Source organism: Nostoc sp. PA-18-2419 (genome assembly GCF_005869855.1).
Classification (GTDB): Bacteria; Cyanobacteriota; Cyanobacteriia; order Cyanobacteriales; family Nostocaceae; genus Nostoc.
The window spans coordinates 14,913-41,610 of record NZ_SZNH01000046.1; the positions used below are offsets into that span (position 1 = coordinate 14,913).

Genomic DNA, 26,698 nt, shown 5'->3' on the forward strand with positions numbered 1-26,698 from the left:
TTTGATAATAAGTCTTCCACTTAATTTGCGGAAAGTTCTACTAGTAATGTATTCATTAAGATATTGATTATTGTATCATATTTTTGGTAGAAAATGAGTCTAAAGCTATGTAGCGATCGCTAATATCAAATCCATTAAAAGCTGAACTAGATTGCTTTTACAGCAGAATATTTTTATCAGCTATACTATTTTTTAGTAGATTATTTATACTTTTATGGGTAACGTAAATATAATCTAGTGTTAAATTTGAAGAAAGTAACTTAATTTCCAACGTAAAAAGTTTAACTTTACTAATTATGTCTCTATCAATATAAAATATTTTATTTACAAGTAAAGCACTATAAAAATATAGAATATTAGTCTATATTCAACATATTTAAACCAACCAAAAGGCAGATTCACCCAGCTATAATTACTTCTAATATATTGAATACGAAACAAAGGGCGTTACGAGTTGAGGGTGCTATTAATCCAAGGACTTAGATAATCACAGAGTAAAAGCAAAAACTTTTACTCTGTGTTTATTTGTTTATATCAACTTTCAAAAATTTTAAATTCTGCTCGTAAAGTGCTAAATTTCTGCACCTGGTTTTGATTCGGCACCCATTGGTCCGACGTAATCACGGAAAACAGTAATCTGTTGCTCAAAACCTAATGTTTGAATTTGACTAAACAGTGTTTGAGATCCTGAGGAAAGCTCATAATCTTCAGGTATAGGAATGACAGTGCCATTTTTCATACCTTCAGCTAATAGATACCAAAAGAGTAACTTAGTAGTATCCCCTAAAGAACCATATTGACGAGAAATTTCTGTATCAGCTTTGTTAATCAAATCACGCTGAATTTGTAATTGTTGTTCTTGAGATAGTTCTTTAACTTGATCAAATAAACCTTCAGCAATAGCTGGGGAAGCAGTGCTAGCACCAGGGGCCGCGGGAGTAATTGAGCCACCCATTTCTTTATAGATAAACCAAAACAAAGCCAGCTGTTGATCTACATCTAATTTTCGCCAAGCTTCTACATGTTGACGAATAATTGGATCGCCAGTTTGCGTAGATGTCATCGTTAACTCCAATTGCGATTAATTTACTATTATTTGCAACGTTATCAAATTTACATTTAAAGTTTTACCCTACTGAAGACAGATGTATTTAAGTCACAAAGAAGAAGAAATTAGGAATGAAACATAAATTGGGCAAAGTGTAGTCCTGCATGAGAAAGATTACAACTTAGGACTTAGATAAATCTTGGCTTGTTCAAAAAGTTGGGGAGTTGAGTATTAGCAGGTGTTGTAGGGTTAGTTACCCCATCCGCTAACCAATAACAAATGACCAATTAACTTTGCAGCGCCCTCCAGAGAATATGCCCAGATAAGAGCATCATCACGGAAATACTTAGCTGATAAGCACGAGTACGAAGCGGCTGCATAGCACGTAGATAAGCTATAGAATGCACAAAACGTGACAAAACAAATACTGGAAAATAAATTAAAAGGCCTTGTTCCCAGCAGCCCAAGTTAATATAAGTAGTCGCTAGAAATAGGAAAATCGGAATATTTTCCACATCATTGTTTAAGCTCTTAGTAGCGCGTTCCAGTAATTGAGACTCTTGTACAACTCCACTTCCTCCTTTGCCAAAGGTAGCAGCATCTTCTGGTGTAGAAAAATTATTTGATTTTTGGCGAGTATTGACTTGGATTAAGGCTATAGCGAACATTTTCAGAAATAGAGTAACAACGGTTATTCCGTAAATTTTCCAAGCGAACATAGTTGTCACTCATTCCTTACCGGCAACAGCAACAATCTTCTCATTTTTTGATACATTTATCAGATGTTTAAAAAACCTAGTATTTGGCGCAGTTAAACTACAATTATGCTATTAATTCAGATAAAAAAATCTCAATTTATACTCTAACCCAGCAATACCTCTTTTTTAACTAATACAACCTGAGCGCTTTATAAACTGCCAGAAATCGGCAACAGCCAAACTGTTACGACGATTCAGAATCCATGAGCCAGACTGCTTCTTGCCTGCTAAATAGAACCAAGGAGAGGTTGCATAGCTGGAAATGTATAGCAAAATTTCCCAATCGAGACTGGTGGCACAGAAGTCGAATGCATCGCTGAACCACATAACTTCCAAGCCATAAGTGCCTGCTAGTTGAGCTAATTGAGAGGCTGCTTGATGAGTGATGGGTCTGTGGGCTTGTATCTGCATATGATTGATAATAATGTAACGGAATGCCTGCTTGTAAAGATGTCCAACCCAACTTTCTGCCCAGAACACCTTGGCGTTAGATATCTGGGTAAATACCCTGCCTGCAACACCTTTATAACATTCTAAAAAAACCTCTTCACAATGCACTCCAAAAACCCCAACAGTTAAACATTCAGATCGGGGACTTTCGCCATCTTGCAACTGATAACTATAGTATTCGTATAAACTTTCTATATCTGGTGAAGCATCCTGTACAAAAGCACACCAAGGCACACGTTCGCCCCACTCAGTTTGAGAAGTGTCTACAACGAAATCAGGAGCAGATACACCCATTTTCAACAGAAAATTATAATAATCTAATGGCAAAGTCAGTGCCGAGACTTGATAGACAAGCTCAGCAAAAGCATCGATTTGTGCTACAGAAGCCCCTTGAATTATCTGAGGAAAGTTTGGGTGATAACGGGCTACTAGGTGAATAAAGCCTTCAATACTGTGGTTGCACATCATTAATACTAGTTCTCTAAAAGACGGCTATAGAAAATGACGCCGAGATTGATTTGTTGCAATATTTTAGAGAATTGGTATAAGTTGGACTTTTGATAGATTAAAAATTTACTTTTTCGACTTGAAGATGTACCTGTAAAATTTCTTGAATTATTTGTTGTATAGCCTGTTTACTGAAGCTACCATCTACCTGCACAATTCGTGAGGGATTGGATGCTGCTAATTGTGCGTATCCTTGCTGAACGCGGCGATGAAAAGCAATTGTCTCTTGTTCGATGCGGTCTAATTCTGCTTCACTTCCTCGTTTGCGGGACAGTCCCACCTCGACATTGACATCCAGCCAAATAGTTAGATCACTTTCTAAGCCGCCAGTGGCAATATAGTTGAGTTGATTGATTAAGTCGATATTCAAACCTCGACCATATCCTTGGTAGGCAATGGTAGAGTCAGTGTAGCGATCGCATAAAATATATTTTCCTACTGCCAGATTTGGCTTGAGTTCTTGTTCGACGTGTTGCGCTCTATCAGCAGCATATAACAAAAGTTCTGTGACTTCGGCAACTGGTTTATCCTCTGCCTTGGATAGTAGCAAGCGCCGAAGATCCAAGCCTAAGTGCGTTCCCCCTGGTTCGCGAGTTACCAATACAGAAATACCTGAACTTTCCAACCACTCTTGACAAAGCTGTATTTGGCTGGTTTTACCGCAGCCTTCCACCCCTTCAAATACAATTAATTTGCCACCCATGCTTTTTGCTGCAACAATAGCGCCGACTGTAAAATCCTAACCTGCTATTGCGATCGCTGAGTCAACGAAGAGGCAAAGCCTGGATTTCTCACTTGTGAGAAATCCAAAAAGTGTGGGAGGAAAGGCAGGTGTGGGAGGAAAAGGAGGATGGGGAAGAAATCTTGCCCCCCCTCTCTTTGCACACTTCCCACACTCCCCCATCCCCTTATCTCCCTACACTTCCCACACTATTGTGAGAAATCTGGGAAAGGTATAGGGTAAGGCTTACGCAGCAATACGAAAAATCAAGGGTTTAGACAAGGGATATAGGCGTGTAAAGGATTAAAACTTGATTTACAACTTCAAAACTTGATTTACAACTTTAAACTTGATTTACAACTTTAAAACTGCGTGGTGGCTAGTGGCTATTCTACCTTTAGGTCAGGTTTCTGCTGAGACATTACTTGGAGGCTATTAGCTGAGGCGATCAATTCCTAACTGCTCATGTATGATCATAATTTTGACTCCCATTGTGTCGTCTTCTGTGCCAAGCCCAGAAATGCTCTGATTACTGGAGAGGAATCATGCTGCCGCCAAGTAAGATAGAGTCCGGTTTTAGGTATCTGCTCTTGTAAGGGTCTGTAAATGACTCCGCTTCTGTGAAAGTTTTGCAAGGAGGCCGGAACGAAAGCAATGCCCAGTCCTGCTGCAACTAAGCCGATGATAGTTTGCATCTGAACTGCCTCCTGAGCAACTTTCGGACGAAATCCAGCTTGTTGACAAATATTAATAATTTGCTCGTAAAAGATGGGTCCCATTTTGGCGGGAAATAGAATAAATAATTCATCTGCCAAAGTGGAGAGAGATACCTTAGTCTGGGCAGAGAGTGGATGGGTTTGTGGCAACGCCAATACCAATGATTCTTGTAAAATACATTCCACACTCAAACCTGGCTCGATGATGGCAGAACGAACAATGCCAATATCAACCTGTTTGTGATGCAGGGCTTGAATTTGCTCTTGCGTCGTCAGTTCCTGCAATCCCAGTTCTACAGCAGGAAACTGTTCTCGAAAGACACTTAAAATATTTGGCAGTACGGTGTACGTTGCCGAGCCGACAAACCCGATCGCCAACCGTCCAACCTCACCTCGCCCTATCCGTTGTGTTACTTTGATTGCCTCTTCGAGTTGGGCTAACACCAAGTAGGATCGCTCTAAAAATACTTTGCCTGCTTCAGTTAGATGCACTTGCCGCTTCGTTCTCTCAAACAGCTTGACTCCTAGTTCATCTTCCAAATCACGAATCTGCTGACTGAGCGGGGGTTGGGAAATGTGCAACCGTTCCGCTGCTCGGCTAAAGTGTAGTTCCTCAGCTACGGCGATGAAGTAGTGCAGATGGCGTAATTCCATCACATTTATATCTCTAACCTATTAATCTTAGTCAAATATATATTGGACAGTCACATGAGTGTCTCCTATCGTAAGAGATATGAGGCGCGTCTCATGGATTTTGTATTGGAGAAAACAAATGAACTCGGACAAAAATTGTGTCGCTCCTAAAGTTTGGTTGATTACAGGAGCAACTTAGCAATCTAGCTAAAGCAGCGCAAGCCATCATTCAAGCTGTAGAAAGTCCTTATCCAGCAATGCGACTAAGTGTTAGGCACGGATGCCATGAACTTGATTCTGGAAAAACTGTCACGCGTCAAAACGGATTTGGATGCTTGGTGGCAGGTGACTGTAAGTACGAATTATACAGATAGAAACAGTGAGGTAATAGTTGGGTAGCTAAGTTCTAAGCTAGTCATTAGACTGTGCATACACCCACTAAAACCCAGAATTTCAGTCAAGAGGAAGTTAAGTGATTCGACTTGACGGGCAAGTAGCGATTATTACTGGAAGTGGGAGAGGTTTGGGGGCAGCCTATGCCCGATTGCTAGCGGGTAGAGGAGCGCAAGTCGTCGTACACGATGCAGGCGTTAATAAAGATGGAACTGGTTTCGATCCGAACGTGGCGGCTGATGCTGCAAGGAGAATTAAGGAAGCAGGCGGAATTGCGTTTGCGATCGCCGGATTTCTTGATAGCAGAGAGAATTGCACACACCTAGTGGAAACCGCGCTAGAGAAATTTGGCCGCCTCGACATCTTGATCCACAATGCTGGATGGGTCGCATACCAATCAGTAGAAGACCTAACCCCTGATTTTTTGCAGCGAGCCATTAAAGTTAACATCGAAGCGCCAACGTGGTTGGCTCAAGCGGCCTTTCCAATTATGAAACGGCAAAACTACGGACGAATCGTGCTGACGACTTCGGATAGAGCTATTTATCAGCAATATGCCCTTAGTGGTCTGGCTCCTTATGCGATGGGTAAAATGGCACAGATAGGTTTGATGAACGTGCTTGCGATTGAAGGCAAAGAGCATGGAATTCTCGTTAATGCAATTTCGCCAGTAGCCAAAACGCGGATGTGGAACGTACAAGATGAGCCAGAGGAATTGCGACCAGAGCAAGTAGCTCCTGGAGTGTTATATCTCGCTTCTGGTGAATGCCGAGAGTCTGGATTTATATTAAGGGCAAGCAATGGTCAATTCACAGCCGTGCGCTGGAGCGAGCGAAACAACGTGGACTATCCGCTGAACCTTGCCGCTGTTGAAAGTTCTACTGCCGAGGATTTGGCTACTCGCTGGCACGAGATTGCTGTGGATGTTGCGTTTTAAGGACTGGGCTGTATCACAAAAACTATTTGATGAGTTATAGGAGCGCAGTTTAGAGTTGATCGCCAAATCCAAGAAAAACATCAAAAGCCGCTTAGTCAAATTGATTGATAAAATTTTGTCAGAAATTTATTGCAACATTTTAGCTTGACATTGGGTTAAGAGTCTCTATTGAGAAGATTGCTAATAAGTAAGTAGGCGTAAATAATTATTCTCAGAATAAGGCAGTTCTTACTAGGAGCAGGGGAGAAAAGAGTTGAGCCTTGTTTACTTTTCTTCACACAGTTTGGTTTTTTATACCCACCTACTTAGTGTGTGTTGAGAAGATTTTATCAGATGGGAATTCTAGCTAATGAGCTTAAATTCCTGTATCCCGCTCCATATTATTAATCATGTCCCATCCTGGTCATGCCCCTTTGAGCCAATCTCCTTACCCTCGCTTGACTAGAACCCTCAGCGCTGTTGAAAGTTCGGGCTTCGGTTTAACAGCTCATATTTCTTGGACAGCATTGGTTCCAGCAATTCATGCCGCCCTTGGCTCACAAGCTATTTTTGTCTGGATACCTGCGGTAATTCTGGGAATGCTGCTCAATTACCAGGTAAAACGCTTGGGTATGCATTTTATCAATGTGGCTGGAGGAACACCGAACTATACTAGTAAGTTGCTGCATAACTATCCAGGACTAGCTTGTTATGCAGCCATTGGATACCTACTAAACTGGGTTTCCTATTTGTCGGTTAATACTATCGTACTCAGAGATTTAGTTGAAGTGAATTTGGCAGGACTAGGTATTGCCTGTCCAGAAATATTTATAGATATTGGCTTTACACTGTTGCCGTTTATAGTAGCGTTTAGTGGTACTCGCGCTCTGAGTATTTTACATTTGTTTTTTATAATTCCAGCCTTTGGACTGCTGATCGCTTTTTGTGTGCAAGGTCTTGGCTGGTTAGGGTTTTCTAATGCTAGTCCTGGGTTTTTTCCTAGCAATTGGTCATCTTTGAGTTTTGTGGATTGGGCTAAGTGGTTTTTTTTCGTCACCTATGCAACCTATAGTTGTGAAACGGCTTCTTCCTTTGTCGCCGATAGCCGCCACCCCGCCAAAACATTGCGCTTTTTGGACGTCGCTGCTTGGATGATGCCACCAATTTTTTTGGGAGGGTCTTGGGTAATTATGCGCTTAGCAACAGATCCAAACCTCAAAGATAATGCCTTTTTGAACCTTGTGGCAGCTTCCCAACCGTTTTGGGGAAAATCGGCACCTGTGAGTGTTACTTTTTTGCTAGTAGCTGCCTGCCTATTAGGTTCGTCAACGGTTGTTTCTAATTGCCCACGAATTTTATATCAACTTGCCTTAGACAACCACATCTCACCAGTATTTTCTGTTATATCACCTCGGGGTGTGTTTGTTCCAGCGCTGACTTTAACACTGGTGTTTTGCCTGATTTATTTATTTTGGGGAGATGTAGCGCGAATTGTGGCGGTTGGTAATGTTGGTTGGTTTGTTTCCTTTATGTTATTCCATTTAGGGCTTTGGTTGCGGCGCAATCAAAGAGAAGTTTTATTGCCCCACATATCTTTAGGAATTTTCCTATTGGAAGTTGTAGTGCTATTGGTGGGTGGATTTGCTTGGGGTTGGCAGAATTTATTGGTTGGGCTATTATTTCCTCTTGGTGTTATAGGAATTGATGCAATAATCCGCCGCGTTCCTTTCCCTCCATTTCATCTGGGTTGGTGGATACGGCGATATCGTGTGCGTCCTGTGGTAATTATCAAAGACTCAGTAATTCTTCAGGTGGCGATTCTGATTTTTCTGCTGTGTAGTGCAGTGGGAATTGGCTGGTTATTTGGCATCAAACTTCACAAAGTCACAACTGGGGGAGGTGAAAATATATTTGTAGTATTGCTAATGAGTGTGGCATTTGTGGGAGTAGCGATCGCCTGTTGGACAAGTTTACCTCAGGTGGTGGCGATCGCAGAAGCACGAGAAGCCGCCGAACACCTATTTACTGTTGCTCAAGATGGTATTTTAGTAGTGGATGAGCGAGGCATTATCCGTCAGGCTAACCCCGCAACAGAATTTTTCTTTGGTGTCTACCCATCCCAGTTACTAGGAAATCACCTCAATAAATGGTTACCAAAATTAACTCACTATCCAAGTGAATGGATAAAGCGTAGCGAACAAACCCTACTTTCCAATAGCAAAAACAGAACTCTGGAAGTTTCTATTTCAGACCGACCCCATCAAGATTTTCAGGAGTATGTTGTTATTCTCCACGATATTACCGAACGCAAACAAGCAGAGGAGATATTGCGCGACTCAGAAGCACAATTGCGCCAAGAGGCAAAACAGCTAGCATCTCAACTAGTACAGAGTGAAAAAATGTCTAGTTTAGGGCAGTTAGTTGCAGGTGTAGCGCACGAAATCAACAACCCAGTCAATTTTATCTATGGCAATATTAATTTCGCCAGTAGATATATTGAAGATTTACTCAAATTAGTCCATCTATATCAACAATATTATCCTCATCCAGGCTTGGAAATTCAAAATCAAATAGAAGCGATCGACTTAAATTTTCTGATTATAGACCTGCCAAATTTACTAACTTCTATGCAAGTTGGTGCCGAAAGAATTACAGAAATTGTTTTATCTCTACGAAACTTTTCCCGCTTAGATGAAGCAGAAGTCAAAACTGTAAATATCCATGAAGGTATAGATAGTACACTCCTGATTTTAGAAAATCGCCTTAAGGCTAAACCTAACTTTGTAGGAATCCAGGTGATTAAAGAATACGGTGACCTACCATCAGTAGAATGCTACGCCGGACAACTAAATCAGGTATTTATGAATATTTTGGTAAATGCGATCGATGCTTTGGAAGAGTCATTAGTCATTAGTCATCCGTCATTTACAACTGACAAAACGCAAAGTCTGAGTGAAGGAAACCTCGGCTTAGAACTTTATAAAAAAGGATTAATGACTAATAATAGAGGACAAATTCGTATTCACACTAAAGTCACTAATAATAAACAGGCCATGATTCGCATTACCGATAATGGTCTAGGGATTCCAGAAGATATACAACAACGTTTATTTGAACCCTTCTTTACTACTAAACCAGTTGGGAAAGGTACAGGATTAGGTTTATCTATTAGTTATCAGATTATTACCCAAAAACACCAGGGAAAATTAGAATGCATTTCTACTGTTGGAAAAGGTACAGAATTTGTAATTATAATTCCCCTTAACCAAAAAGTAGTCTAATTATCAACAGATGTAGAAATCCTTTTCATAGATGAAAAAAGCAACATCTCCACTTTCAGGCTGAAGTTTATAGCTGGAGTGTAGGCATCGGTATTTTCTTTGCTGTGCTAATCTTTATTAGCCTCCCTTTCGACGCTAACAACCTTCCCTTAGCGTCCTGTGCTTATTGAATATCTTAACTATGTTCACCCAACCTAAAATTCAAAGCATATACACAGACGGTGCTTGCACTGGTAACCCTGGCCCTGGCGGTTGGGGTGTTGTCGTCTACTTTAGTGATGGCTCAATTCACGAAATGGGCGATGCATCCTCGCACACCACTAATAATAAAATGGAGATGCAAGCCGCGATCGCCGCCCTCGAATTTCTGCAAACATCTCAACAAGTCCAACCCATCACTCTCTACACTGATAGCGAATACCTAATCAACTGTGTTACCAAGTGGGTGAAAGGCTGGAAAAACAAAGGCTGGAAAAAATCAGATGGTAAACCCGTCCAAAACCAAGACCTTTTAGAAACCTTAGATCAACTTAATAGCGAACAAGTAAAATGGCAATATGTTAGAGGACATTCTGGTAACATAGGGAACGAACGTTGTGACGTGATCGCTCGCACCTATGCTAGTGGCAAAACCCCCTCTCTACAACAATTATCTTCTACCAATTTTTATAAAACTTTACCTATCACAAATGAAACAAATGTAGCAAAAGTAGCTGATTCTGATGAAAGCTCTAGAATAACTAACCAAAATACACACCAAGTCACTACTTCTGCACCACAAATAACTGTTATGGAACCATCAACTGGGCTAGCTACAACTGCAACCGATGAAAAATCCTTGGAAATGAGGGTTTTACAACTCCGCAATTTGGTCGAAACTCTGCGTATAGCTGACGAAATTTCTGAAAAAGGCTACTTAATTACTAGTTCCGAGTTAGCAGATTTAATGGATGTCCACGCCAGCGCTGTTACCAGTAGAGGGGATCAGTGGCGCTGGCGAAATTGGATAGTCTCACGAGTACGCCGTGAAGGAAATCAAATTCTTTGGGAACTAGAACGCGGGGATCGAGTGGGAGGTGAAGAGAAGTGAGGGAGATGGGGAGTAATTCGTAATTCGTAATTCCTAATTCGTAATTCAGATGGGGAGATGGGGAGAATAAGTCATAACTCTTGGAAAGCACTTGGGTTAATCGCGTCTCTACTCTTAACTCCTCACTTAGCACTATATTTTCGTCCACGCCATTCGCGTGGGGTGCGGAATGCAGATAAGAAAATTCGTAGCACGGCTATGGGATCGGCTAAAGGAGAAAGCCAGAATAACCAACTTCCTTTGGCATTTTGGCGATCATAGGAAGGTGCGATCGCTATTAGCATACCAAAGCGAATCACCAGCAGAAATAGATTTAAACCCAGCAAGAGAAGTGGGGGAGCAGGTACAGACGCGACGCCAGTCGCTACAACGGGGGGAACCTCCGCAAAACGCTGGCTGATTAATCGCGTTTGTTGTGGGTGAGAAATCAAAAAATAAGTCAGAATTATTAAAAATGGTAAACCCTGGACTGCAAAAAGTAGCCATAAATCTCCCCACAGCTGAGAACGAGAAGTTGCATCTTTGAGGTCAAGACTCCGACCCCATTCCTTCCACGTTTCCATCGCCCCTTCATACATCCGTACTTTCAGTAGTTTTGCGCCATCTAAAAAGCCTACTTTATAACCTTGAACAGCTATATTCCGTGCCAAGGTGACATCATCACAAAAAGAACCACTCGCACAGCTGTAACCACCTACAGCTACTAAAACTGACCGACGACACAAAAAACATTGTCCATTTGCCATTACCCGTTCTGGCTGCTGTGTATTGATTCCAGCTGGGTCAAATCGGTAAAGCAGAGTCATCAACAAAGCTGGTTGTAGCCAACATTCCCCTGGATATTTGAGGATGAACTGGGGTGAAAGGGAAACCAGGTCATAATCTTGTGCTTCGGCTGTCTTCACCAAACCAGCAACTAAACCAGAATGCGGTTGGATATCAGCATCCAGCCCTAGAAACCATTCACTACCTTCTGAACTACATATAAAACCGTTATGCAACGCCCAAGGACGCCCTACCCAACCAGAGGGTAACGGGTCATCTGTCATCAATCGAAAGCGTGGGTCTTTTTGCTGTGTTGCTTTGACCAAATCGGGAGTACCATCACTAGAATTGCTATCTACAACAATAATTTCCCTAACTTCGTAACTTTGGTGAGTTAAACCAGCTAATAGAGGGCTAATACGAAGTGCCTCATTCAGCGTAGGAACCACAACACTAACCCTACCCAGCAGTTCTGGCGTCGGCTGTTGCGGTTCTATTGGTGGATGGCGTCTTGGCCCCTTTAACAGACGCGATAGCAGAATCGCCGTTGCTGGTAGTTGAATAAGTAGCAATAAAAGGGAGATGGCGCTTTCTACTATCAAGGGGTTGTCATTGAGCATTTGTCATTTGTCAATTGTTCAGTTGTCATTTGTGATTGGAGATTAGGGACTGGGAGGAGTGTGGGAGGGTGATGAAATTCTTTCCTTATCTCCTCGCTGTCTACTCTCCACTCCCAAATCTATCTGTTTATTTCAAAATAACTTTTACGCTTGGGACTGAGACTTCCTGAACTACTGGTTCAATAGCAACTTCAGAAGGTGTACTTGAACTCGTAAACCACAGCGCCACAGCCGGAACGACACCAAGTACTAAGCCAAGTAGCACAGGCACGGAAAACCCAGCCGCCAAACTCAGTCCAGCGCCAAACCCAAAGTTAGTTAAATAAACTATTAAGGGAAGGTTAAGTTGCGATCGCTCTAATTTAATTGAGGCTTTTCTCCAAAATAATCCTGCTACAGTCATAAACACTGCACTAGTACCAAACCATCCTGCATAGTTCTGATAAGGTGTTCCGAAGAAAGCTCCCGGTTGCTCCCAATACCAGAAGGGTAAGGAAGATTGACTCATTCCTGGCTCAAGGGCAAAGTCCCAGCAAGTAAACAGTAAAGCACCAACGGCTATAGCAGCAATATGGCGTCCAAAACTTGGTTTTTGGGCTACCTTCAAACCAGATCTTGCAATTAAATAAGATGACAGCCCAACATAAAACCAAGATAAAGGAATTGTAAAAGGAACTAACCCCCCAATTTTATAACCCAAGCCACTCAAGTAGCTATAATCACCAAATGGAAAACCTGTGCTGGTTCCTAATAATTCACTTCCTAAAGAGATAAACATCGCTGGAAGCATGAATGTCAACCAAGGTCCTAATCCCAGCATCCGGTAGGCATAAATAGAAACGGCTACTGTTCCTAAGATGATATCAACTACACCACCGCTAGCCATACTTAACTCTATGGCAGATTCTCCAACCTGAGATAAGTTTAAAATTATTTCGGCATGAGGTAAGACTAATAGCATCCCTGCCAGTCCAAAAGCTTTTGACAAGATATGAGCAGTGAGGCACACACGCTCAGCAATAACAAGTTGTCTCATGATAATTCCTTAATCAGATGTGACACGAGGCTACTCGGCTGCTAATAGTTTACAAATCTTTATCAACATATTTAACTACTTTGTGCTGTAATTCTGTACAAACTTGGTTGCCTTGCTTGGCAAAAGCATGACAGGCTATAAGTAAAATCGAGTAGTGACTCGACTGAGTGATGAAATAATGCTTTAGCCTTATACTGGCAATATCAACCTGTGTCAATGTTGAAAACAGTTCCTTGGGTTTCCCTGGCGCTAGTGCTGCTTAGCTACAGTACTTTAGGCTGGGTAATATCTGAAACACATCCTCCTATGTATGTATGGTTGGCGATTGTAGTTGCGATCTTGCTTTTAATTCTAACTTTGACAACTGCTTGGCCAAAACTGACATCCTACTACAATATTTTGTTTGAATCAAATATTAAATCTTTTGGGATTACCGTTTTAGCAGCTTTCATGTTCTTTGTTATGCTTGCCTGGTTTAGGGTCTTTCTTGATACCTTACTAATTTTTTCAGCAACTATATTAGTTAGGGTAGACTTTCAAATAGCAGGTCTGAAGAAAAATCTAGCTTTTTGGAGTATGTCTATTTTTTCATTGACAGGCTTGCTCTTGGGTGCCCTCATTTACAAGTTAGTAAATTCCGAAATTTTACTCAAGTAATAAAATAAAGTGCATCACCAGTAATTTTTCAAGATTCATAATTTAAAATACAGAAGATTTTGATACCGAAGCTAATTCCCAGATTCGGATTTTCAACTTATAAATCAGTTGGGAATTTTCTTGTTCAAAATCCAACATTTTCAAATAGCAACAGAGATAGAAAAAAATCAATAATAAAAATTGATACCCAACTAGTAACAACTGCTTTAGTTGCTGATTCTCCTACTTCCTTTGCTCCTCCCTTAGTAGTTAATCCCCAACTACAGCCAATCACGGCAACTAGCACTCCAAAAATAAATCCCTTGAGTAAAATAATCAACAAATCTGAAGGTTCTAAAAAATTTCTGACTGATTCTAAAAATATTTCTGGGGTAATTTGGTAAAACTGCGATGCAGCAAAAACTCCCCCAAAAATTCCCATAACTAAAGCAAAAACTGTCATCACAGGCAGCATTAAACAACAAGCAATTACTCTAGGAAGTACTAAATAATCTATTGGATCGGTTTTGAGCATATAAAGTGCATCAATTTGCTCTGTAACTCGCATCGCACCTATTTCTGCTGCAAAAGCAGAACCTACTTGTCCAGCCATAATACTAGCGGTCAAAATCGGAGCTAATTCTCTGCAAAAAGCTAATGCAAAAGCACCTCCCACAGCATTGACAGCACCAAATCGGATTAATTCTCTCGCTGTTTGAACAGTAAAAATCATTCCTGCAAAACCGCCTACAAGCAGAACTGGAGAGATAGAACCTGGCCCAGCAGTTACCAGATGTTGCAAAATCTTGCGGTAGTAAGTTTTTCCCTGGAGTAAATGCAGCCACACTTGACCAAAGAGTAGTAGTGCAGCAAAACAGCGTACAATCGAAGCTTGTTCAAAATTTGTTTTTGGTTGCAATTCAAAGGCTTTGAAATTTAATAATATTTCCCACAATGTAATGTTAACGATCACTTATGAACACGATAAAATATCTATTTTTTTTGTTGCTATTAATACTATCTTTTTCAGTAACATTTCCGGCTTTTGCTTCTGTCTGCCGCAATTATAATCACCACCAGATTTGTATTCTCAGTATTAACCGAAGTGCTAAAAATTATTGGGAATATAGGGCAGCCGTTAGTGTAGATGGAGTAAAAACACCCATTGAGGTCTACAATTGTCGTCAACGAGTTAAGGTTGAGCAGAATGGAAGTATTTTGCCTTTTGAGCAAAAAAGCCCTGGTGAAATAATATGCAAGTTTTTTAATTCTTCTGGGCGCTGAATACCCGCCAGATAATCAAGATTGTAAAACCTAGATAGGCTATTACAGTTAACCATTCCTGCCAGCTACCCAATATATTGTTCATTAGCAAAAGCCAAAAATAAATATCTTTAAATCCTACACGTACAGTTAACAGGAGGTAAAGAGTAGGAAATGGAGAATGGGGAGAGTCACAGGAGATTATAAAAAAGCAACAACCCTTGCTGCATCTTCTTCAAACTGCTAGTTGCTTGCTGTATTTTGCTCATTAACTTGGAGATCAAAATTACTCGAAAAATTTTTGGCGAATTTTCCGGAATCAATAATACTAGGACGGTATTACATATCAGAGCATCGATAATTATACTGAACTTCTTATAGCTAACCTTTGGGGTATATAGCCCGATTATTTCAAAAGCCCGGTTTTTATGACCGGGCTTTTGATATTTAAACTTACTATTACTGCTGCGGGTAATTCATAATTCTGATACCGCAAGCGTTTCATTGATTGAGAATGGGTGGTTTGTTGATGTCGTGCTGCACTACTTTGCTTCAATTGGTGTTAGAGCTACACCTTTGTAGTAATGCCCCAAAATTTGTAGGTGGTTCACTCCTTGACGAGCCAAATTGTATGCCCCCCATTGGCTCATACCTAAAGCATGACCGAAGCCAAGTCCTTGGAGGACAAAACTACCGTCTGCTCCCTTAGAGACGCTAAAACGGGTACTTTTGAGTTTGAGTCCTGTGCGTACTTCCTCGCCCTGTAAGACTTTTGTGCCTTTGTTGCCGACAATTTTTAAGACTTTGACACTACCAAAAGGTGAGAGTGTCTCTGGAATTATCGCTGTCACAGTGCCTACCTCAGGAAATTTAGCGCTAATTTCACTGGGTGAGAACGTTTTTACCCAGTTACACTCGCTGATATTTTGGTCGTAGTCTTGAACAGCACGTAGGTAAGGCTCATTACTTCCCCAGACATCTTCGACGTTTTCAGTGTGTCCGCCAGAACAAGCGTGGAAAACTGAGAGAATAATTCTATTTTTATAAGTGAGTACTTGGTTTGCTGTTTCATCAACTGCTTTGTAAGTAGCTGGAGATTCACTAATCACACCTTTATAAATTTGCCAGCGATCAGGGGTATTGCCTAAATCGAAAACGGGATTATTTTTTTGTTTTTCTCGTTCGTAAAAGGCATAGGTGCGGGCTGCGATCGCCTGGGCTTTTAATGCTTCTTGAGGCCAGCTAGCATCCATCTCGCCACCGAGAACGCTGTAAAGATACTCTTGGTCATCAATCCAGTTAACAGCGGTTAAACCTTTTTCTGTAGGGACAACCAGAGTTCTGCCTCGATACCAGCGATCGCCAATATAAACAAATCCTTTACCTGTTGGTTCAATCCAAAATAAGCCAGACTGCCACTTATCTAAAGCCACTCCTCCAGGAACCGCTTGAGCATAAAATGCACTCATCGCCGGCAACTGTCCCAAAGTTCGGCCAGTGCTATCCTTAACGATCCCAGTTGTGGAACTCCCCACTTTTACCTGATTTACCCCTCTCTCAATTGCTACGCGCAGGATTACAGACGCTTGAGCTGGGGCAACCAAAGCTATCCATAAGAGGACACTTATCCACCAATGACGTACTTTAATCTCGGAAAATAAAGAGCCTAAGTAAAGTTGGAATTTCATGTTGTTCATCTAAACATCACATTAGTATTTGCTTGACGCTCTGGATTACAACGTCTACTACTTAAGATGAGACACTTCTCCAACGTAGGAGGTTGCCACCTCCTACTAATTATGCATTTTGCTTTAGTTATAAGGGTAGAAATTGGGAATAGGGCATCTCCCCACACTCCCTTATCTCCTCATTTCCCCCATACCCCAGTTCCTTGTAAAAAACGGTTTACGGTGCTGGTGGAAACTGCTACAGCTAAACCATTAGCAATCATCGTGTTAATGCCCACAACTCGACCAAGGCAGTCTGCAAGTGGCCCTCCAGAATTTCCAGGATACAGTTGCAAATCTGCTACAACCATACTTGGATTATTTGCATAAATAATTCCAGTTGTCACGGCACCATTGTCACCAAAGGGATTACCCACTGCCAAAACTAATTCACCCACTCGTAACGCCTCAGAATTACCAATAGTTGCAGCAGTTAAATCTGTGGCGACAATTCTTAGGGCTGCTAAATCTTGCTGTGGATCAAAGTGTACGCGCACTGCACCAAATACCCGTCCATCTGACAGTTTTATAGTTGTCCGGTTACTAATTGCTACATGGGCATTAGTGATAATTAATCCGTCTGAGTGCCAAATCACACCAGAACCGACTCCCAAAGAACCACTTTGTACTTTGACAGTGCTATTGCGTAGCCTAGCAGCTACTTGTGTCAATTCAGCAGCGATGTTAGTTAATGTTGTGTTTGACATGTTAGTCTAATTGGTCTGCAAGTCAAAGTAGAATCGGCGGCCTGAAAATAGTTTTAGCTGGATTGAGCTAATTTAAGTTACTCAAACTGAAACTGTATGTGAGTTTTATACTCGTTTAAGTGAACTTTGATTTCCAAATTCTAAAAATTCCGAGTTCAGAAGCTCAACTGTGGAGTACCAAGCACCAAACTTGAAGTTAAAAGGTGCAACCTCGAGGCTCAGAAGCTCAACTTTCACCCTCAGAAGCTCAACTTTCACCCTCAAAAGGTCAACTTTCACCCTCAAAAGGTCAACTTTCAACCTCAGAAGCTCAACTTTCATCTTCAGAAGCTCAACTTTCATCTTCAGAAGCTCAACTTTCATCTTCAGAAGGTCAACTTTTATCTTCAGAGGCTCAAGTTTTGAGTTGAGAAGCTCAAGTTTCGAATTTTAATCTTAAAGTTCCGAAGTGGGTCGTTCACCAACTATGATCGCTAACTCAACTAACACACCACCTCGTACAATTTGTACATTCACAGCTTTACCGATGCGATCGCTATTATTGAGCAACGCCAGTACATCACCTGTATCGCTCACAGTCACCCCATCAAATGTTACCAAAACATCGCCAAGCAGCACACCACTATTGTCAGCCGGCCCGGAAGACTCAACGTTGACGACAATTACCCCAGTCGCAGAACTTAAATTTAGAGCTATTTTTAAATTATTTGGTAAGCGCACAGGTTGCATTCCTACACCCAAGTAGCCTTTAGAAATGCGTCCTTTTGTGATTAATTGATTAACCACGCGATCGACTGTAGCAGTGGGAATAGTCAAAGCCGTACCACGCCGCCCTGATGTATTCATACCTACCACATTTCCAGCCGCATCTACAAGCGGGCCACCTCCAAAACCAGAGTATAGGGTGATATCTGGACGAATGAACTGGTCAATATTACCGCCACTCATACTCCGCCAAGCACCGCTAATTACACTCACCGCACCCATCGCAGCCCGCAAGTCACCTTCGCTACTTCTTGCTAGTGCTAATACTAAATGACCAACTTTGAGCAATTTGCTATCGCCGATTTTTGCCAGAGGTATTTCGAGATTTTGCAGTTGAAAAACAGCGATGTCAGTACTAGAGTCATGACCAATAAATCTTACTGGTGCAGTCTGTCCATTTGATAGAGTAACGGTGATGTCATCATAGCGCTGGAGCAACTCATCAGAGGTAACAACGATTCCATTACGCCAATGAATGCCACTTGGTGAGACACGACTACCACCATTTACTGCAACTACAGCACTTCCAGCCTGCTCTACGGTATCGGCTAAGCTATTAGATAGAGCTAGTAATGAAGACATAAAATTTTTTGCCAACGTTGTTAGATGTTCAAATAGTGCCGTTTTCTACATACAATTGACATCGGAAAAATGGGGGGAACTCATCCTAGAAAAATGGCTAGTCATTGGTCATTGGTCGTTAGTCAAGAGTTATTAATTATTCCCCTCTGCGCTCTGCCCCTCTGCCTTGATAACTAATAACTGACTAATGGACATCAAATCAACAGAAATTAACTTGCTGACTCCATCTAGCAAATTACCTTTATATAACAAGAGAATTTTAGTTACAGCACCAAGGAATTATGCTTATAGGTTATCTGAACAAATCACCAAAAAAGGTGGTTTACCTATTTTGATGCCTACTATCGAAACTAGTTATTTACCAGACTATAGTGAGTTAGATGCTGCTCTTAAGTGTATAAAAGATTTTAATTGGATTATCTTCACCAGCAGAAATGGGATCGCTGCATTTTTTCACCGCATGAACGAGCTAAATATTTCTGTATCTGTACTAGAAAATTGTCAATTATGTGCATTAGGAAAAGATTCAGAAATCTTACTATCTTTTAGTGGCAAGGTGGATTTAATTCCTAAAGAAGCTAGCCCAGGCGGAATTGTAGTTGAATTAGCGAAAGTTCCACAAATTCAGGACAAAAAAGTGCTGATACCCGCTCCGGAGGTTGTAGGTTTGCCGGAACCTAATGTTATACCCAATTTAATTACAGATTTAGAGAATTTGGGCATAAAAGTAACTCGCGTACCTACATATATCACGCAGGGCTTAGATAAAAATATTTACAGTATTGAATTAAACCTGATTCGTCAAGGCAACATCAATGTAATTGCTTTTAGTAGCACAGCGGAAATAGAAAGCTTTTTGAGAATGGTTAACTCCCAAAGTGATTACGAAGATTGTGCGATCGCCTGTTTTGGCCCGTATACAAGTGCCAATGCTCAACAATTAGGAGTGAATGTCTCGATTGTCTCTGAGGATTATAGTTCATTTGAGGGATTTGCAGAAGCGATCGCTAGATTTTTTGCTGTGTGATTTTCCAGTCCCCCTTCTGGTAGATGCAAAATAGCCCCACTAGCTAATTCTAGAATTTAGAACACTCAACCACAAATAACTCTGGACTAGCAGCACATAAACCCGTAGTATCGAAAATGGAGTTTATATTAGTTAAGGATTTTTACATGGCAACTTATAAGGTCACATTAAAGACCCCAGATGGTGAAAAAACAATTGATGTTCCTGAAGATGAGTACATCCTAGAGGTTGCTAACGAGGAATACGATCTGGACTTGCCCTATTCCTGTAACGCTGGTTCTTGCTCTACCTGCACTGGCAAGCTGATTTCAGGTGAAATTGACCAAGACGATCAAAATTTCTTAGATAATGACCAAGTTGATGCGGGATGGGTACTTACCTGTGTGGCTAAGCCCCTTTCTGATTGCACCATCCAAACCAATCAAGAAGAAGCGCTAAACGCTTAATTAACAAATGTACATTTAATAAACAGCAAGTTTTATCAGGGACGCACGATAAGCGATGCTTAAAGCGCTATCCATAAGGCATCTAAAATCTGAAATAGTGCCGTACTCTCGGTAATATTTTCCTAAAAAACTTGTATAGACTAAAAAGCGCTCTCCTTTTGGAGAGTGCTTTTATTTAGTTTAGATTATTAAAGGTTAGACCAAAAATTAACTAGCCGAGGATAAAGGTTTCAATGTACTAAATGTTATATTTTTACCTTGTATGAATGATAAATACTTTTAAGGCAATAAATATTACTAATTAGAGTAATTAGATTGCATTTTTTGATTTTCCTAGAGATAATAAAAGACTTCTAGTTAAATGCTTACAACAGATATGTCAATAAGTTGGATTTACTTGATTGCAGCAATTCTTTTTGAAGTTTCAGGCACAACCTGCATGAAATTGTCACAAGGATTTACTAAAATAGTCCCTTCAGTATTGATATTTGTTTTTTATGGATTTTGTTTTAGTTTTTTAACCTTGGCTCTTAAAAGAATTGAAGTAAGTGTGGCTTATTCTGTCTGGGCCGGATTGGGAACTATCTTAGTTGCTATGATTGGGATGATTTGGTTTCGTGAATCTACCACATTTACTAAACTGATATCTATTGCCTTAATAATTATCGGGGTAATTGGTATAAATTCAAATCGATAACTAAAAGATTTGCTTGAAATAAAAAATACCTCGTCTTTTAAAAGAGACGAGGGAAATTAACCAAAACTCATCATTCTGTTTGTTGTTGTTATATTTAGATACTTCAGCAACTTTTGTTGTTCTGTTAGCAGACCAAACTTAACTAAATGTACCTAAAAGTATAGTAAACCTCGGTAAATATAGCCCACAAGTAATTGACTTTTAATACTTTACCAAAGACAATCAAAATCATGCTGCCAAATTGGCAAGTTTTTTATACACTGAGAAAAATATTCAGTAATGGCAAAAATTTAAACTTGCGTCGTTGCACGAGTTGGTAAAGTAACTTTCAATCGCTGAAACATTGCTTGGCGTGCTTGAACAGCAAGACTATCATCTAATGATTCCAAAGTAATTGGCTGTTGATACTTTACCCGCAAGGCTGTTTGAATTAACCAATCAGCGACAAAAGGATTTTTAGGTAACAAAGGGCCGTGAGAATAAGTAGCGATCGCATTTTGATAAAACGCTCCCTCTGTCCCATCTTCACCATTATTGCCTAACCCATACACCACTCGCCCTAAAGCTTCTACTTTTCCCAGCTTGGTACGTCCACCGTGATTTTCAAAGCCTACCAAATACGGAGTACTACCCGTCATCTCTTGCAAATCCCGCGCCAGACGTGAAGCCGTGACTTCAATTACTAAATTACCAATACAGCGCTGAGTATTTTCGCCAGGATGTACGGAAACTAAATCGAGTATTCCCAAACCTTCAATACGTTGTCCCAAGCCTGGTTCGTAATAGTGTCCCAACAATTGGGGAGAACCACAAGTAAAAACTCCTGGTGTGCCATTTTCAATTTTTTTCCGCATGGCGTCAGCCTTCACGCCTTGCAAATCACGCATGACAATTTCTTGCTGGCGGTCTTGTGCGCCACCACCGACTATCACATCTACAGATTTAATATCAGCTGCTGTAGCATCTCGATCCAAAGGTAATACTTTAACGCTGTATCCTCGCCACTGCGCGCGACGTTCTATAGTAATTACATTACCGCGATCGCCATAGGTACTCATCAGCGTTGGATATAACCAACCAATTGTCAATTCTAAATTTTGGAAACTCATATTCGTAATTCGTAATTCGTAATTAGATTAGGTGTTGAAAATATAGAGAGTGGGGAATAGGAAGTAATTTTCTAGTTTATAATTCCTCACTCCTCACTTCTTGCTTCTAATTTAAAGAATTTTCCGACCTGTGAGAACTTCTCGGACTTCTAGCATGGCTGAATAGGTAGGGAGAATGTGTAAAGTTTCATTCTCTGGTGTATGCTCTAGGGCAGTAGCGATCGCCTGTCGCAGATCTGATTCGACAATTAGATTTAATGTACTCTCAGGAGATTTTTGGCTGTAACGCAGGCGTAGTGCCATATCATAAACGCGATCGCCACTGACTACTAAAGTTCCTCCTCGTTCGACTAATTTCTCCGTATCCACGTCCCAAATCCAGGATACATCAGTGCCATCGGGGGTGCGATCGTTTAATACTAGCAGTGTAGTTTTATCTGTGCTTTGAGTTACCACGCGAATTGTTTCGTTTGTACCTACAGGATTTTTAGATAACAAAATTCGCACTTTTTTACCATTAATTACTAAATCTTCAGCACGACCAAAAGCTGCTTGAAAGTTGTTAATAGTATTTTTAATTATTGCTTCATCAACTCCTAATTCTTTAGCCGCTGTTACTGCTGCCAAAGTATTATATTTGTTATATAAACCAACCAGAATTTGCGGCCATTCACTACTTTCTAGACTCGGTTTACTTTTAGTAAAACCACACTTGGGACAAGTAAAATCTCCCAAATGCGACAAGTAAACCCCCTTATAATCTAGTGAATGTCCGCATCTGGGACAATAGATAGAATCAACAGCGTGAGGAATTGCCTCTAGATAATGTTTTGGTTCATCCAAGCCGAAGAATAACACCCGTTGGGGTAACTGCTGACCCAGGTGAGATAAAGTTGGGTCGTCAGCATTAGGAATTACCACCGTTTCTGCTGGTAGGGTAGAGATTACCTTTGTCCAACGCTTACTGATTGTATCTACTTCCCCGTACCTATCGAGTTGGTCGCGGAACAAGTTCAAACAAAGGATAATTCGCGGCTGGAGTGGTATTAAAACTTTCGGGACAATATTTTCATCAACTTCTAAAATGGCGTAATCAACATCTAGCGTGCCTACCAAATTAGTGCTTTCTAATAAAGCTGTCATTAAGCCATTTTCCAGATTTGCACCTGTAGAATTATGAGCGATAGAGTAGCCTTTATTTTCTAGTATCGTTTTTAAAAGCAGCGATGTAGTGGTTTTGCCGTTAGTACCAGCAATTAAAATCACTCCCTTTTTAACTTGCTGACTCAATAATTGTAAAAGTCGAGGTTCAATGCGACGAGCGATTGAGCCTGGTAATACACTAGCAGCACCGAGACGCAGCGATCGCACTAAAAATGTGACGCTTTTTGCTACCGACACCGCTAAACCCAGTCGCACTCTATCTATAAGTTGTATTTTGTTTCCCACATCAGTACCTAGTCTTCTTGCAGTTGTTAATTGAAAGTTTTTAGTTACAAATTTAATTTTGTGAGTTTAGCGAATCTTAGCTGAAAAAGCCAGCTTTAAAGGGGAATGAGAGAATGGGGGGATGGAGAGATGAAGAGATAAGGGGCATTAAGAAGTGTTAAAACTAGTACTTTAAAGCTCAGAACTTCAAAGTTGAGCTTCTGAGGTTCAAAGTTGAGCTTCAGAGGTTCAACGCTGACCTTCAGAGGTTCAACGCTGACCTTCAGAGGTTCAAACTATTAATCTTAATACTCCCTCATCTCCCTATCTCCCCATCCCCCCACTCCCCCTTACGAGAGATAATCTCACTAGGCGTTATCTTAAAAAATAGTGCGTGGGCGTAATTATATATCCAGCCCAGTTTGCCAATTTCAGCACAACTCACGACAACTACTAGCTTGCAAGGTTTCTTTTGATGAATAGCGTAAAGTTTCTTTTTTTACATAAAAAGTTTACTCAATGGCACAGATTGCTCTCCAAATGCGTGTTGATAGTTGTTTGTCTGTTGATTACAAGTATGCAACCTGCATACGCTGGTCTAAATGATGATAGATATGATGGCAACATCTTCGTAGTTTATGCTGGTAATGGTTCATTAGTTCCTTCGAGACTAACACTGGCACAGGCTTTAGCAGAACATAAACCCATATTTTTAGCGTTTTATGTCGATGACAGCAGCGATTCTAAAAAATATGCCATTTCTATTTCACGGGTACAGGAATTATATGGTCGGGTAGCAGAGATTATTCCTATCAGTGTAGATACGATCCCAGCCAAACAGACTTACGACCCCACAGAACCAGGATATTACTATTCTGGGAGTATTCCTCAAGTTTTGGTCTTTAATCAATCAGGTCAGGTAGTTTTGAATAAAAAGGGTCAAGTACCTTTTGAAAATATAGACGATGAATTTCGCAAAATATTCWATTTATCACCACGCACTGAAACAGCACAGCTAAAGCGGCGGGCTTTCAATGAGTTCAGTAGTGAGTTAGCTAAGTAACTTATTGGGTAGACCAAATTGGTCTGCCCTAATTTTTAGTGCTATCTGTTACTGCATTGTTTTCCATGCTAAAGCATAATAAGTAGAAGGTAGAAGGCAGGAGGCATAGGGTACTTAGGTTCTAAACTAATTTTTCACCTATTCTTTTTTATCAGTTATTTGTTTACACAGTTGATAATGGCTATTTATGCAAATGTTCTGAATTAACAACTAGTAAAGTTAATTCATAGTTTATAGCTAATAACAAATGACAAATATCCATGCCTCATGCCCAATACCGAATGACCAACGACTAACAAAAGTGTATTCTGATGTCAAAGGTTTACACCACTCAAGAACTAATCAAAATTTTGGCAGACGAGCGCCAAGCTTGCCTAAAAGGAAAACGCCTAAAATTAGAATTAACAGTTTTAGGTAATCCTGTAATCGACCAGTTTATCAGAACTGATGGGTTGCAACAGTTCACAGCCTATCAAGATTTCAAAGCTGCAATTCACGATTACCAAAGAAAAAATCAAGTCTCAGGTATTATCTGGCGAGAGGTGACACTCAAAGGCAAAAACTTGTCTTATCCGGAAGTAGATACCGAATTAATAGCGCTTCCCAGTGACTTAGAAATTTTAAAAGCCACTAAAAATTCTATTTTGGAATTTTGGTATGAAGTCACTAAGGGAATGGACTTGTATTTAAGTTTCAATAATAGTAAGCAATACCAACAAATTGTCACACCTGATGTCGAGAGAATTGCTCAAAGAACAGAATGGGCAAGTTTATGGAAGTGGGAAAACTCTAGCTTTTTAGAAATAATTTTGCAGCTAGGATGGGGTAAGCCAGAAGAAGCTTATTATAAACGAGGAAGACCGCGATCGGGTAGTGAATATATTCATGCAGTCAATCCAGGCAATCGTCCGATTGGTTGATATAGTAGTCTGATTTGATTCGTGAACTTACCTTTGTAAGTAGGTAAGAGGCAAGATGCAACAGGGTTATAGAAGATTATATGTACAGAATTTAATTCAAAAATCAAATAGGATTGCTATATAAAAATTAAAAGGCTCAGATACCCAAGCTTTTTAAAAGTTTGATATCCAAATTATTTACAAATAATTTAAAATTGCTATCCAGTTTACCGAATAAAAAAAGTAGAGGAAACCGAAATTTATTTTTATCTCTCAATCTGGTCGGTAATCATCATTTTATTGGTGATAATAACCGAAATTATAGCAGTTTTAACCATGCCTAATATTGAAAATAAGCAGAAAACAAAAAGTAAAACTAATTAATGCAAGGAAGAGTTATGGCACTAGTTCGTTGGAATACTTGGAGAGAAATCGACACCCTACAACGTCAACTTGATAATTTGTTTGAAGACACCAGAGTACCATCTGGAGTATTTAATAGAGATTTTATCAAAGTTCCGGCTGCTGAACTACAAGAAACTGATGATGCTATTCATCTGAAGCTAGAACTGCCAGGAATCGATGCTAAAAACTTAGATATTCAAGTCACCCAAGATGCTGTTCAGATTAGCGGTCAGCGGAAGTCTGAAACTAAAACTGAAGAAAAAGGTAATACCAAGACTGAATTTTACTACGGTAAGTTCCAACGTGTAATTCCTTTATCTGCTCCGATTCAAAACACCAATGTCACCGCAAACTATAAAGATGGCATCTTGCATCTGACACTACCTAAAACTGAGCAAGAAAAGAACAAAGTTGTCAAAGTTAATCTCTAATCAGCGTTTGTTTAATTGCTGGCGATCGCACTACTCTACCTCCAATGATTAATTGAGATAGTTACAAAGCCCAGTTCAATGAGAGACTGGGCTTTTTTGTCGAAATTCTCTCTATCTCAATTTATATAGGGGAACTGTGCGATCGCACCTCCTAGTCTTTAAATAAGAAAAACTCATATCAGTAATAAGTTTTACTGTCTTAATAAAACTTGATTAAATCGGGTAAAGCAATATAAAGTAATATTACAGACGAAAACAAACCGTCTAATTTATAAACGACACGCACTTATAAAGCAATGACAGCAACCATTCAACGTCGCGAAAGCGCCAACGTATGGGAGCGGTTTGCAAGCTGGATAACCAGCACCAACAACCGTCTCTACATTGGCTGGTTCGGAGTATTAATGATACCCACGCTGCTAGCCGCCACCGCCTGTTTCGTAATCGCCTTCATCGCTGCACCTCCAGTAGACATCGATGGTATCCGCGAACCAGTAGCAGGTTCGTTACTCTACGGAAACAACATCATCTCCGGAGCAGTAGTACCTTCGTCAAACGCTATTGGTTTACACTTCTACC

General features: G+C 40.4%; 24 protein-coding genes and 1 pseudogene. 12 read left to right on the forward strand and 13 right to left on the reverse strand.

The window, feature by feature from the left end:
- Window positions 1-571: 571 nt before the first annotated feature.
- The 5 genes from FCR06_RS28460 to FCR06_RS28480 all read right to left on the reverse strand — a co-directional run bounded on the left by FCR06_RS28460 (window position 572) and on the right by FCR06_RS28480 (window position 4,854).
- Window positions 572-1,063, reverse strand: coding sequence for an orange carotenoid protein N-terminal domain-containing protein (locus tag FCR06_RS28460; RefSeq protein WP_138505783.1), 492 nt, complete (start codon window positions 1,061-1,063; stop codon window positions 572-574).
- Window positions 1,064-1,335: 272 nt separating this feature from the next.
- Window positions 1,336-1,767, reverse strand: a complete 432-nt coding sequence (locus FCR06_RS28465; RefSeq protein WP_138505785.1) for an MAPEG family protein — start codon at window positions 1,765-1,767, stop codon at window positions 1,336-1,338.
- A 165-nt stretch (window positions 1,768-1,932) separates the two neighbouring features.
- Window positions 1,933-2,724 carry a hypothetical protein gene (locus tag FCR06_RS28470; RefSeq protein WP_138505787.1) on the reverse strand — a complete coding sequence of 264 codons (792 nt, stop codon included), beginning with the start codon at window positions 2,722-2,724 and terminating at the stop codon, window positions 1,933-1,935.
- A 97-nt stretch (window positions 2,725-2,821) separates the two neighbouring features.
- Window positions 2,822-3,466, reverse strand: a complete 645-nt coding sequence (gene tmk, locus FCR06_RS28475; RefSeq protein WP_138505788.1) for a dTMP kinase — start codon at window positions 3,464-3,466, stop codon at window positions 2,822-2,824.
- 491 nt (window positions 3,467-3,957) lie between these two features.
- The gene (locus FCR06_RS28480; RefSeq protein ID WP_138505825.1) at window positions 3,958-4,854 is read right to left on the reverse strand and encodes a LysR substrate-binding domain-containing protein; all 897 of its coding nucleotides are present in this window, start codon (window positions 4,852-4,854) and stop codon (window positions 3,958-3,960) included.
- Between the two features lie 451 nt (window positions 4,855-5,305).
- On the opposite strand from FCR06_RS28480, the gene FCR06_RS28490 reads away from it, so the two are divergent.
- From FCR06_RS28490 to rnhA, 3 genes are all read left to right on the forward strand, one after another.
- The gene (locus tag FCR06_RS28490; protein WP_138505791.1) at window positions 5,306-6,163 is read left to right on the forward strand and encodes an SDR family NAD(P)-dependent oxidoreductase; all 858 of its coding nucleotides are present in this window, start codon (window positions 5,306-5,308) and stop codon (window positions 6,161-6,163) included.
- Between the two features lie 389 nt (window positions 6,164-6,552).
- Window positions 6,553-9,423 (forward strand): ATP-binding protein, encoded by a 2,871-nt coding sequence (locus tag FCR06_RS28495; RefSeq protein WP_189523617.1) that lies wholly within the window; start codon window positions 6,553-6,555, stop codon window positions 9,421-9,423.
- Between the two features lie 181 nt (window positions 9,424-9,604).
- The gene (gene rnhA / locus FCR06_RS28500; RefSeq protein WP_138505795.1) at window positions 9,605-10,513 is read left to right on the forward strand and encodes a ribonuclease HI; all 909 of its coding nucleotides are present in this window, start codon (window positions 9,605-9,607) and stop codon (window positions 10,511-10,513) included.
- Between the two features lie 122 nt (window positions 10,514-10,635).
- Here rnhA and cruG read toward each other — a convergent pair whose 3' ends face one another.
- Entirely contained in the window at window positions 10,636-11,898 is a 1,263-nt protein-coding gene (gene cruG / locus FCR06_RS28505) for a 2'-O-glycosyltransferase CruG (RefSeq protein WP_138505797.1), read from the reverse strand.
- A gap of 127 nt (window positions 11,899-12,025) precedes the next feature.
- A complete protein-coding gene (gene cruF, locus FCR06_RS28510; protein WP_138505799.1) occupies window positions 12,026-12,934 on the reverse strand; it encodes a gamma-carotene 1'-hydroxylase CruF in 909 nt (302 codons plus the stop codon).
- Between the two features lie 210 nt (window positions 12,935-13,144).
- Between cruF and FCR06_RS28515 the strand changes: the two genes are divergently transcribed.
- The gene (locus tag FCR06_RS28515; RefSeq protein ID WP_138505801.1) at window positions 13,145-13,591 is read left to right on the forward strand and encodes a hypothetical protein; all 447 of its coding nucleotides are present in this window, start codon (window positions 13,145-13,147) and stop codon (window positions 13,589-13,591) included.
- Window positions 13,592-13,715: 124 nt separating this feature from the next.
- Here the strand turns inward: FCR06_RS28515 and FCR06_RS28520 are convergent, their stop codons facing one another.
- From FCR06_RS28520 to FCR06_RS28535, 3 genes are all read right to left on the reverse strand, one after another.
- The gene (locus FCR06_RS28520) at window positions 13,716-14,489 is read right to left on the reverse strand and encodes an MlaE family lipid ABC transporter permease subunit (RefSeq protein ID WP_138505827.1); all 774 of its coding nucleotides are present in this window, start codon (window positions 14,487-14,489) and stop codon (window positions 13,716-13,718) included.
- Window positions 14,490-15,375: 886 nt separating this feature from the next.
- Window positions 15,376-16,521 (reverse strand): SpoIID/LytB domain-containing protein, encoded by a 1,146-nt coding sequence (locus tag FCR06_RS28530; RefSeq protein ID WP_138505829.1) that lies wholly within the window; start codon window positions 16,519-16,521, stop codon window positions 15,376-15,378.
- 179 nt (window positions 16,522-16,700) lie between these two features.
- Complete coding sequence (locus tag FCR06_RS28535) at window positions 16,701-17,267, reverse strand: S1C family serine protease (RefSeq protein ID WP_138505805.1); 567 nt, start codon at window positions 17,265-17,267, stop codon at window positions 16,701-16,703.
- A gap of 203 nt (window positions 17,268-17,470) precedes the next feature.
- On the opposite strand from FCR06_RS28535, the gene FCR06_RS28540 reads away from it, so the two are divergent.
- Entirely contained in the window at window positions 17,471-17,677 is a 207-nt protein-coding gene (locus FCR06_RS28540; protein WP_138505807.1) for a hypothetical protein, read from the forward strand.
- Window positions 17,678-17,702: 25 nt separating this feature from the next.
- Here FCR06_RS28540 and FCR06_RS28545 read toward each other — a convergent pair whose 3' ends face one another.
- Window positions 17,703-18,614, reverse strand: a complete 912-nt coding sequence (locus tag FCR06_RS28545) for a S1C family serine protease (RefSeq protein ID WP_138505809.1) — start codon at window positions 18,612-18,614, stop codon at window positions 17,703-17,705.
- A gap of 187 nt (window positions 18,615-18,801) precedes the next feature.
- Here FCR06_RS28545 and FCR06_RS28550 point away from each other — a divergent pair, with 187 nt between their 5' ends.
- The 3 genes from FCR06_RS28550 to FCR06_RS28560 all read left to right on the forward strand — a co-directional run bounded on the left by FCR06_RS28550 (window position 18,802) and on the right by FCR06_RS28560 (window position 20,784).
- Window positions 18,802-19,641, forward strand: a complete 840-nt coding sequence (locus FCR06_RS28550) for a uroporphyrinogen-III synthase (RefSeq protein WP_138505811.1) — start codon at window positions 18,802-18,804, stop codon at window positions 19,639-19,641.
- A gap of 146 nt (window positions 19,642-19,787) precedes the next feature.
- A complete protein-coding gene (locus FCR06_RS28555; protein WP_138505812.1) occupies window positions 19,788-20,087 on the forward strand; it encodes a 2Fe-2S iron-sulfur cluster-binding protein in 300 nt (99 codons plus the stop codon).
- A 376-nt stretch (window positions 20,088-20,463) separates the two neighbouring features.
- Entirely contained in the window at window positions 20,464-20,784 is a 321-nt protein-coding gene (locus FCR06_RS28560) for a DMT family transporter (protein ID WP_138505831.1), read from the forward strand.
- A 290-nt stretch (window positions 20,785-21,074) separates the two neighbouring features.
- Here FCR06_RS28560 and FCR06_RS28565 read toward each other — a convergent pair whose 3' ends face one another.
- Together FCR06_RS28565 and FCR06_RS28570 are read right to left on the reverse strand one after the other, a co-directional pair.
- The gene (locus FCR06_RS28565) at window positions 21,075-21,893 is read right to left on the reverse strand and encodes a type 1 glutamine amidotransferase (protein WP_138505814.1); all 819 of its coding nucleotides are present in this window, start codon (window positions 21,891-21,893) and stop codon (window positions 21,075-21,077) included.
- A 111-nt stretch (window positions 21,894-22,004) separates the two neighbouring features.
- Window positions 22,005-23,342 carry a Mur ligase family protein gene (locus FCR06_RS28570; protein WP_138505816.1) on the reverse strand — a complete coding sequence of 446 codons (1,338 nt, stop codon included), beginning with the start codon at window positions 23,340-23,342 and terminating at the stop codon, window positions 22,005-22,007.
- Window positions 23,343-23,796: 454 nt separating this feature from the next.
- On the opposite strand from FCR06_RS28570, the gene FCR06_RS28575 reads away from it, so the two are divergent.
- The 4 genes and pseudogenes from FCR06_RS28575 to FCR06_RS28590 form a co-directional block, all read left to right on the forward strand.
- The gene (locus tag FCR06_RS28575) at window positions 23,797-24,384 is read left to right on the forward strand and encodes a thylakoid membrane photosystem I accumulation factor (protein ID WP_138505818.1); all 588 of its coding nucleotides are present in this window, start codon (window positions 23,797-23,799) and stop codon (window positions 24,382-24,384) included.
- A 311-nt stretch (window positions 24,385-24,695) separates the two neighbouring features.
- Window positions 24,696-25,304, forward strand: a complete 609-nt coding sequence (locus tag FCR06_RS28580; protein ID WP_138505820.1) for a hypothetical protein — start codon at window positions 24,696-24,698, stop codon at window positions 25,302-25,304.
- Window positions 25,305-25,681: 377 nt separating this feature from the next.
- Entirely contained in the window at window positions 25,682-26,119 is a 438-nt protein-coding gene (locus FCR06_RS28585; RefSeq protein ID WP_138505821.1) for an Hsp20/alpha crystallin family protein, read from the forward strand.
- Between the two features lie 296 nt (window positions 26,120-26,415).
- Window positions 26,416-26,698: pseudogene (locus tag FCR06_RS28590) on the forward strand (photosystem II q(b) protein); the annotation flags it as partial.

What these genes read in the sequence shown, in the direction of transcription:
- FCR06_RS28535 (WP_138505805.1), bottom strand. Translation starts at nt 17,267, where the DNA reads ATGTCAAACACAACATTAACTAACATCGCTGCTGAATTGACACAAGTA.
- FCR06_RS28555 (WP_138505812.1), top strand. Translation starts at nt 19,788, where the DNA reads ATGGCAACTTATAAGGTCACATTAAAGACCCCAGATGGTGAAAAAACA.
- FCR06_RS28470 (WP_138505787.1), bottom strand. Translation starts at nt 2,724, where the DNA reads ATGATGTGCAACCACAGTATTGAAGGCTTTATTCACCTAGTAGCCCGT.
- FCR06_RS28560 (WP_138505831.1), top strand. Translation starts at nt 20,464, where the DNA reads ATGTCAATAAGTTGGATTTACTTGATTGCAGCAATTCTTTTTGAAGTT.
- FCR06_RS28585 (WP_138505821.1), top strand. Translation starts at nt 25,682, where the DNA reads ATGGCACTAGTTCGTTGGAATACTTGGAGAGAAATCGACACCCTACAA.
- FCR06_RS28530 (WP_138505829.1), bottom strand. Translation starts at nt 16,521, where the DNA reads ATGAAATTCCAACTTTACTTAGGCTCTTTATTTTCCGAGATTAAAGTA.
- cruG (WP_138505797.1), bottom strand. Translation starts at nt 11,898, where the DNA reads ATGCTCAATGACAACCCCTTGATAGTAGAAAGCGCCATCTCCCTTTTA.
- FCR06_RS28580 (WP_138505820.1), top strand. Translation starts at nt 24,696, where the DNA reads ATGTCAAAGGTTTACACCACTCAAGAACTAATCAAAATTTTGGCAGAC.
- FCR06_RS28465 (WP_138505785.1), bottom strand. Translation starts at nt 1,767, where the DNA reads ATGTTCGCTTGGAAAATTTACGGAATAACCGTTGTTACTCTATTTCTG.
- FCR06_RS28460 (WP_138505783.1), bottom strand. Translation starts at nt 1,063, where the DNA reads ATGACATCTACGCAAACTGGCGATCCAATTATTCGTCAACATGTAGAA.
- FCR06_RS28495 (WP_189523617.1), top strand. Translation starts at nt 6,553, where the DNA reads ATGTCCCATCCTGGTCATGCCCCTTTGAGCCAATCTCCTTACCCTCGC.
- rnhA (WP_138505795.1), top strand. Translation starts at nt 9,605, where the DNA reads ATGTTCACCCAACCTAAAATTCAAAGCATATACACAGACGGTGCTTGC.
- FCR06_RS28550 (WP_138505811.1), top strand. Translation starts at nt 18,802, where the DNA reads ATGGACATCAAATCAACAGAAATTAACTTGCTGACTCCATCTAGCAAA.
- FCR06_RS28545 (WP_138505809.1), bottom strand. Translation starts at nt 18,614, where the DNA reads ATGTCTTCATTACTAGCTCTATCTAATAGCTTAGCCGATACCGTAGAG.
- FCR06_RS28565 (WP_138505814.1), bottom strand. Translation starts at nt 21,893, where the DNA reads ATGAGTTTCCAAAATTTAGAATTGACAATTGGTTGGTTATATCCAACG.
- cruF (WP_138505799.1), bottom strand. Translation starts at nt 12,934, where the DNA reads ATGAGACAACTTGTTATTGCTGAGCGTGTGTGCCTCACTGCTCATATC.
- FCR06_RS28480 (WP_138505825.1), bottom strand. Translation starts at nt 4,854, where the DNA reads ATGGAATTACGCCATCTGCACTACTTCATCGCCGTAGCTGAGGAACTA.
- tmk (WP_138505788.1), bottom strand. Translation starts at nt 3,466, where the DNA reads ATGGGTGGCAAATTAATTGTATTTGAAGGGGTGGAAGGCTGCGGTAAA.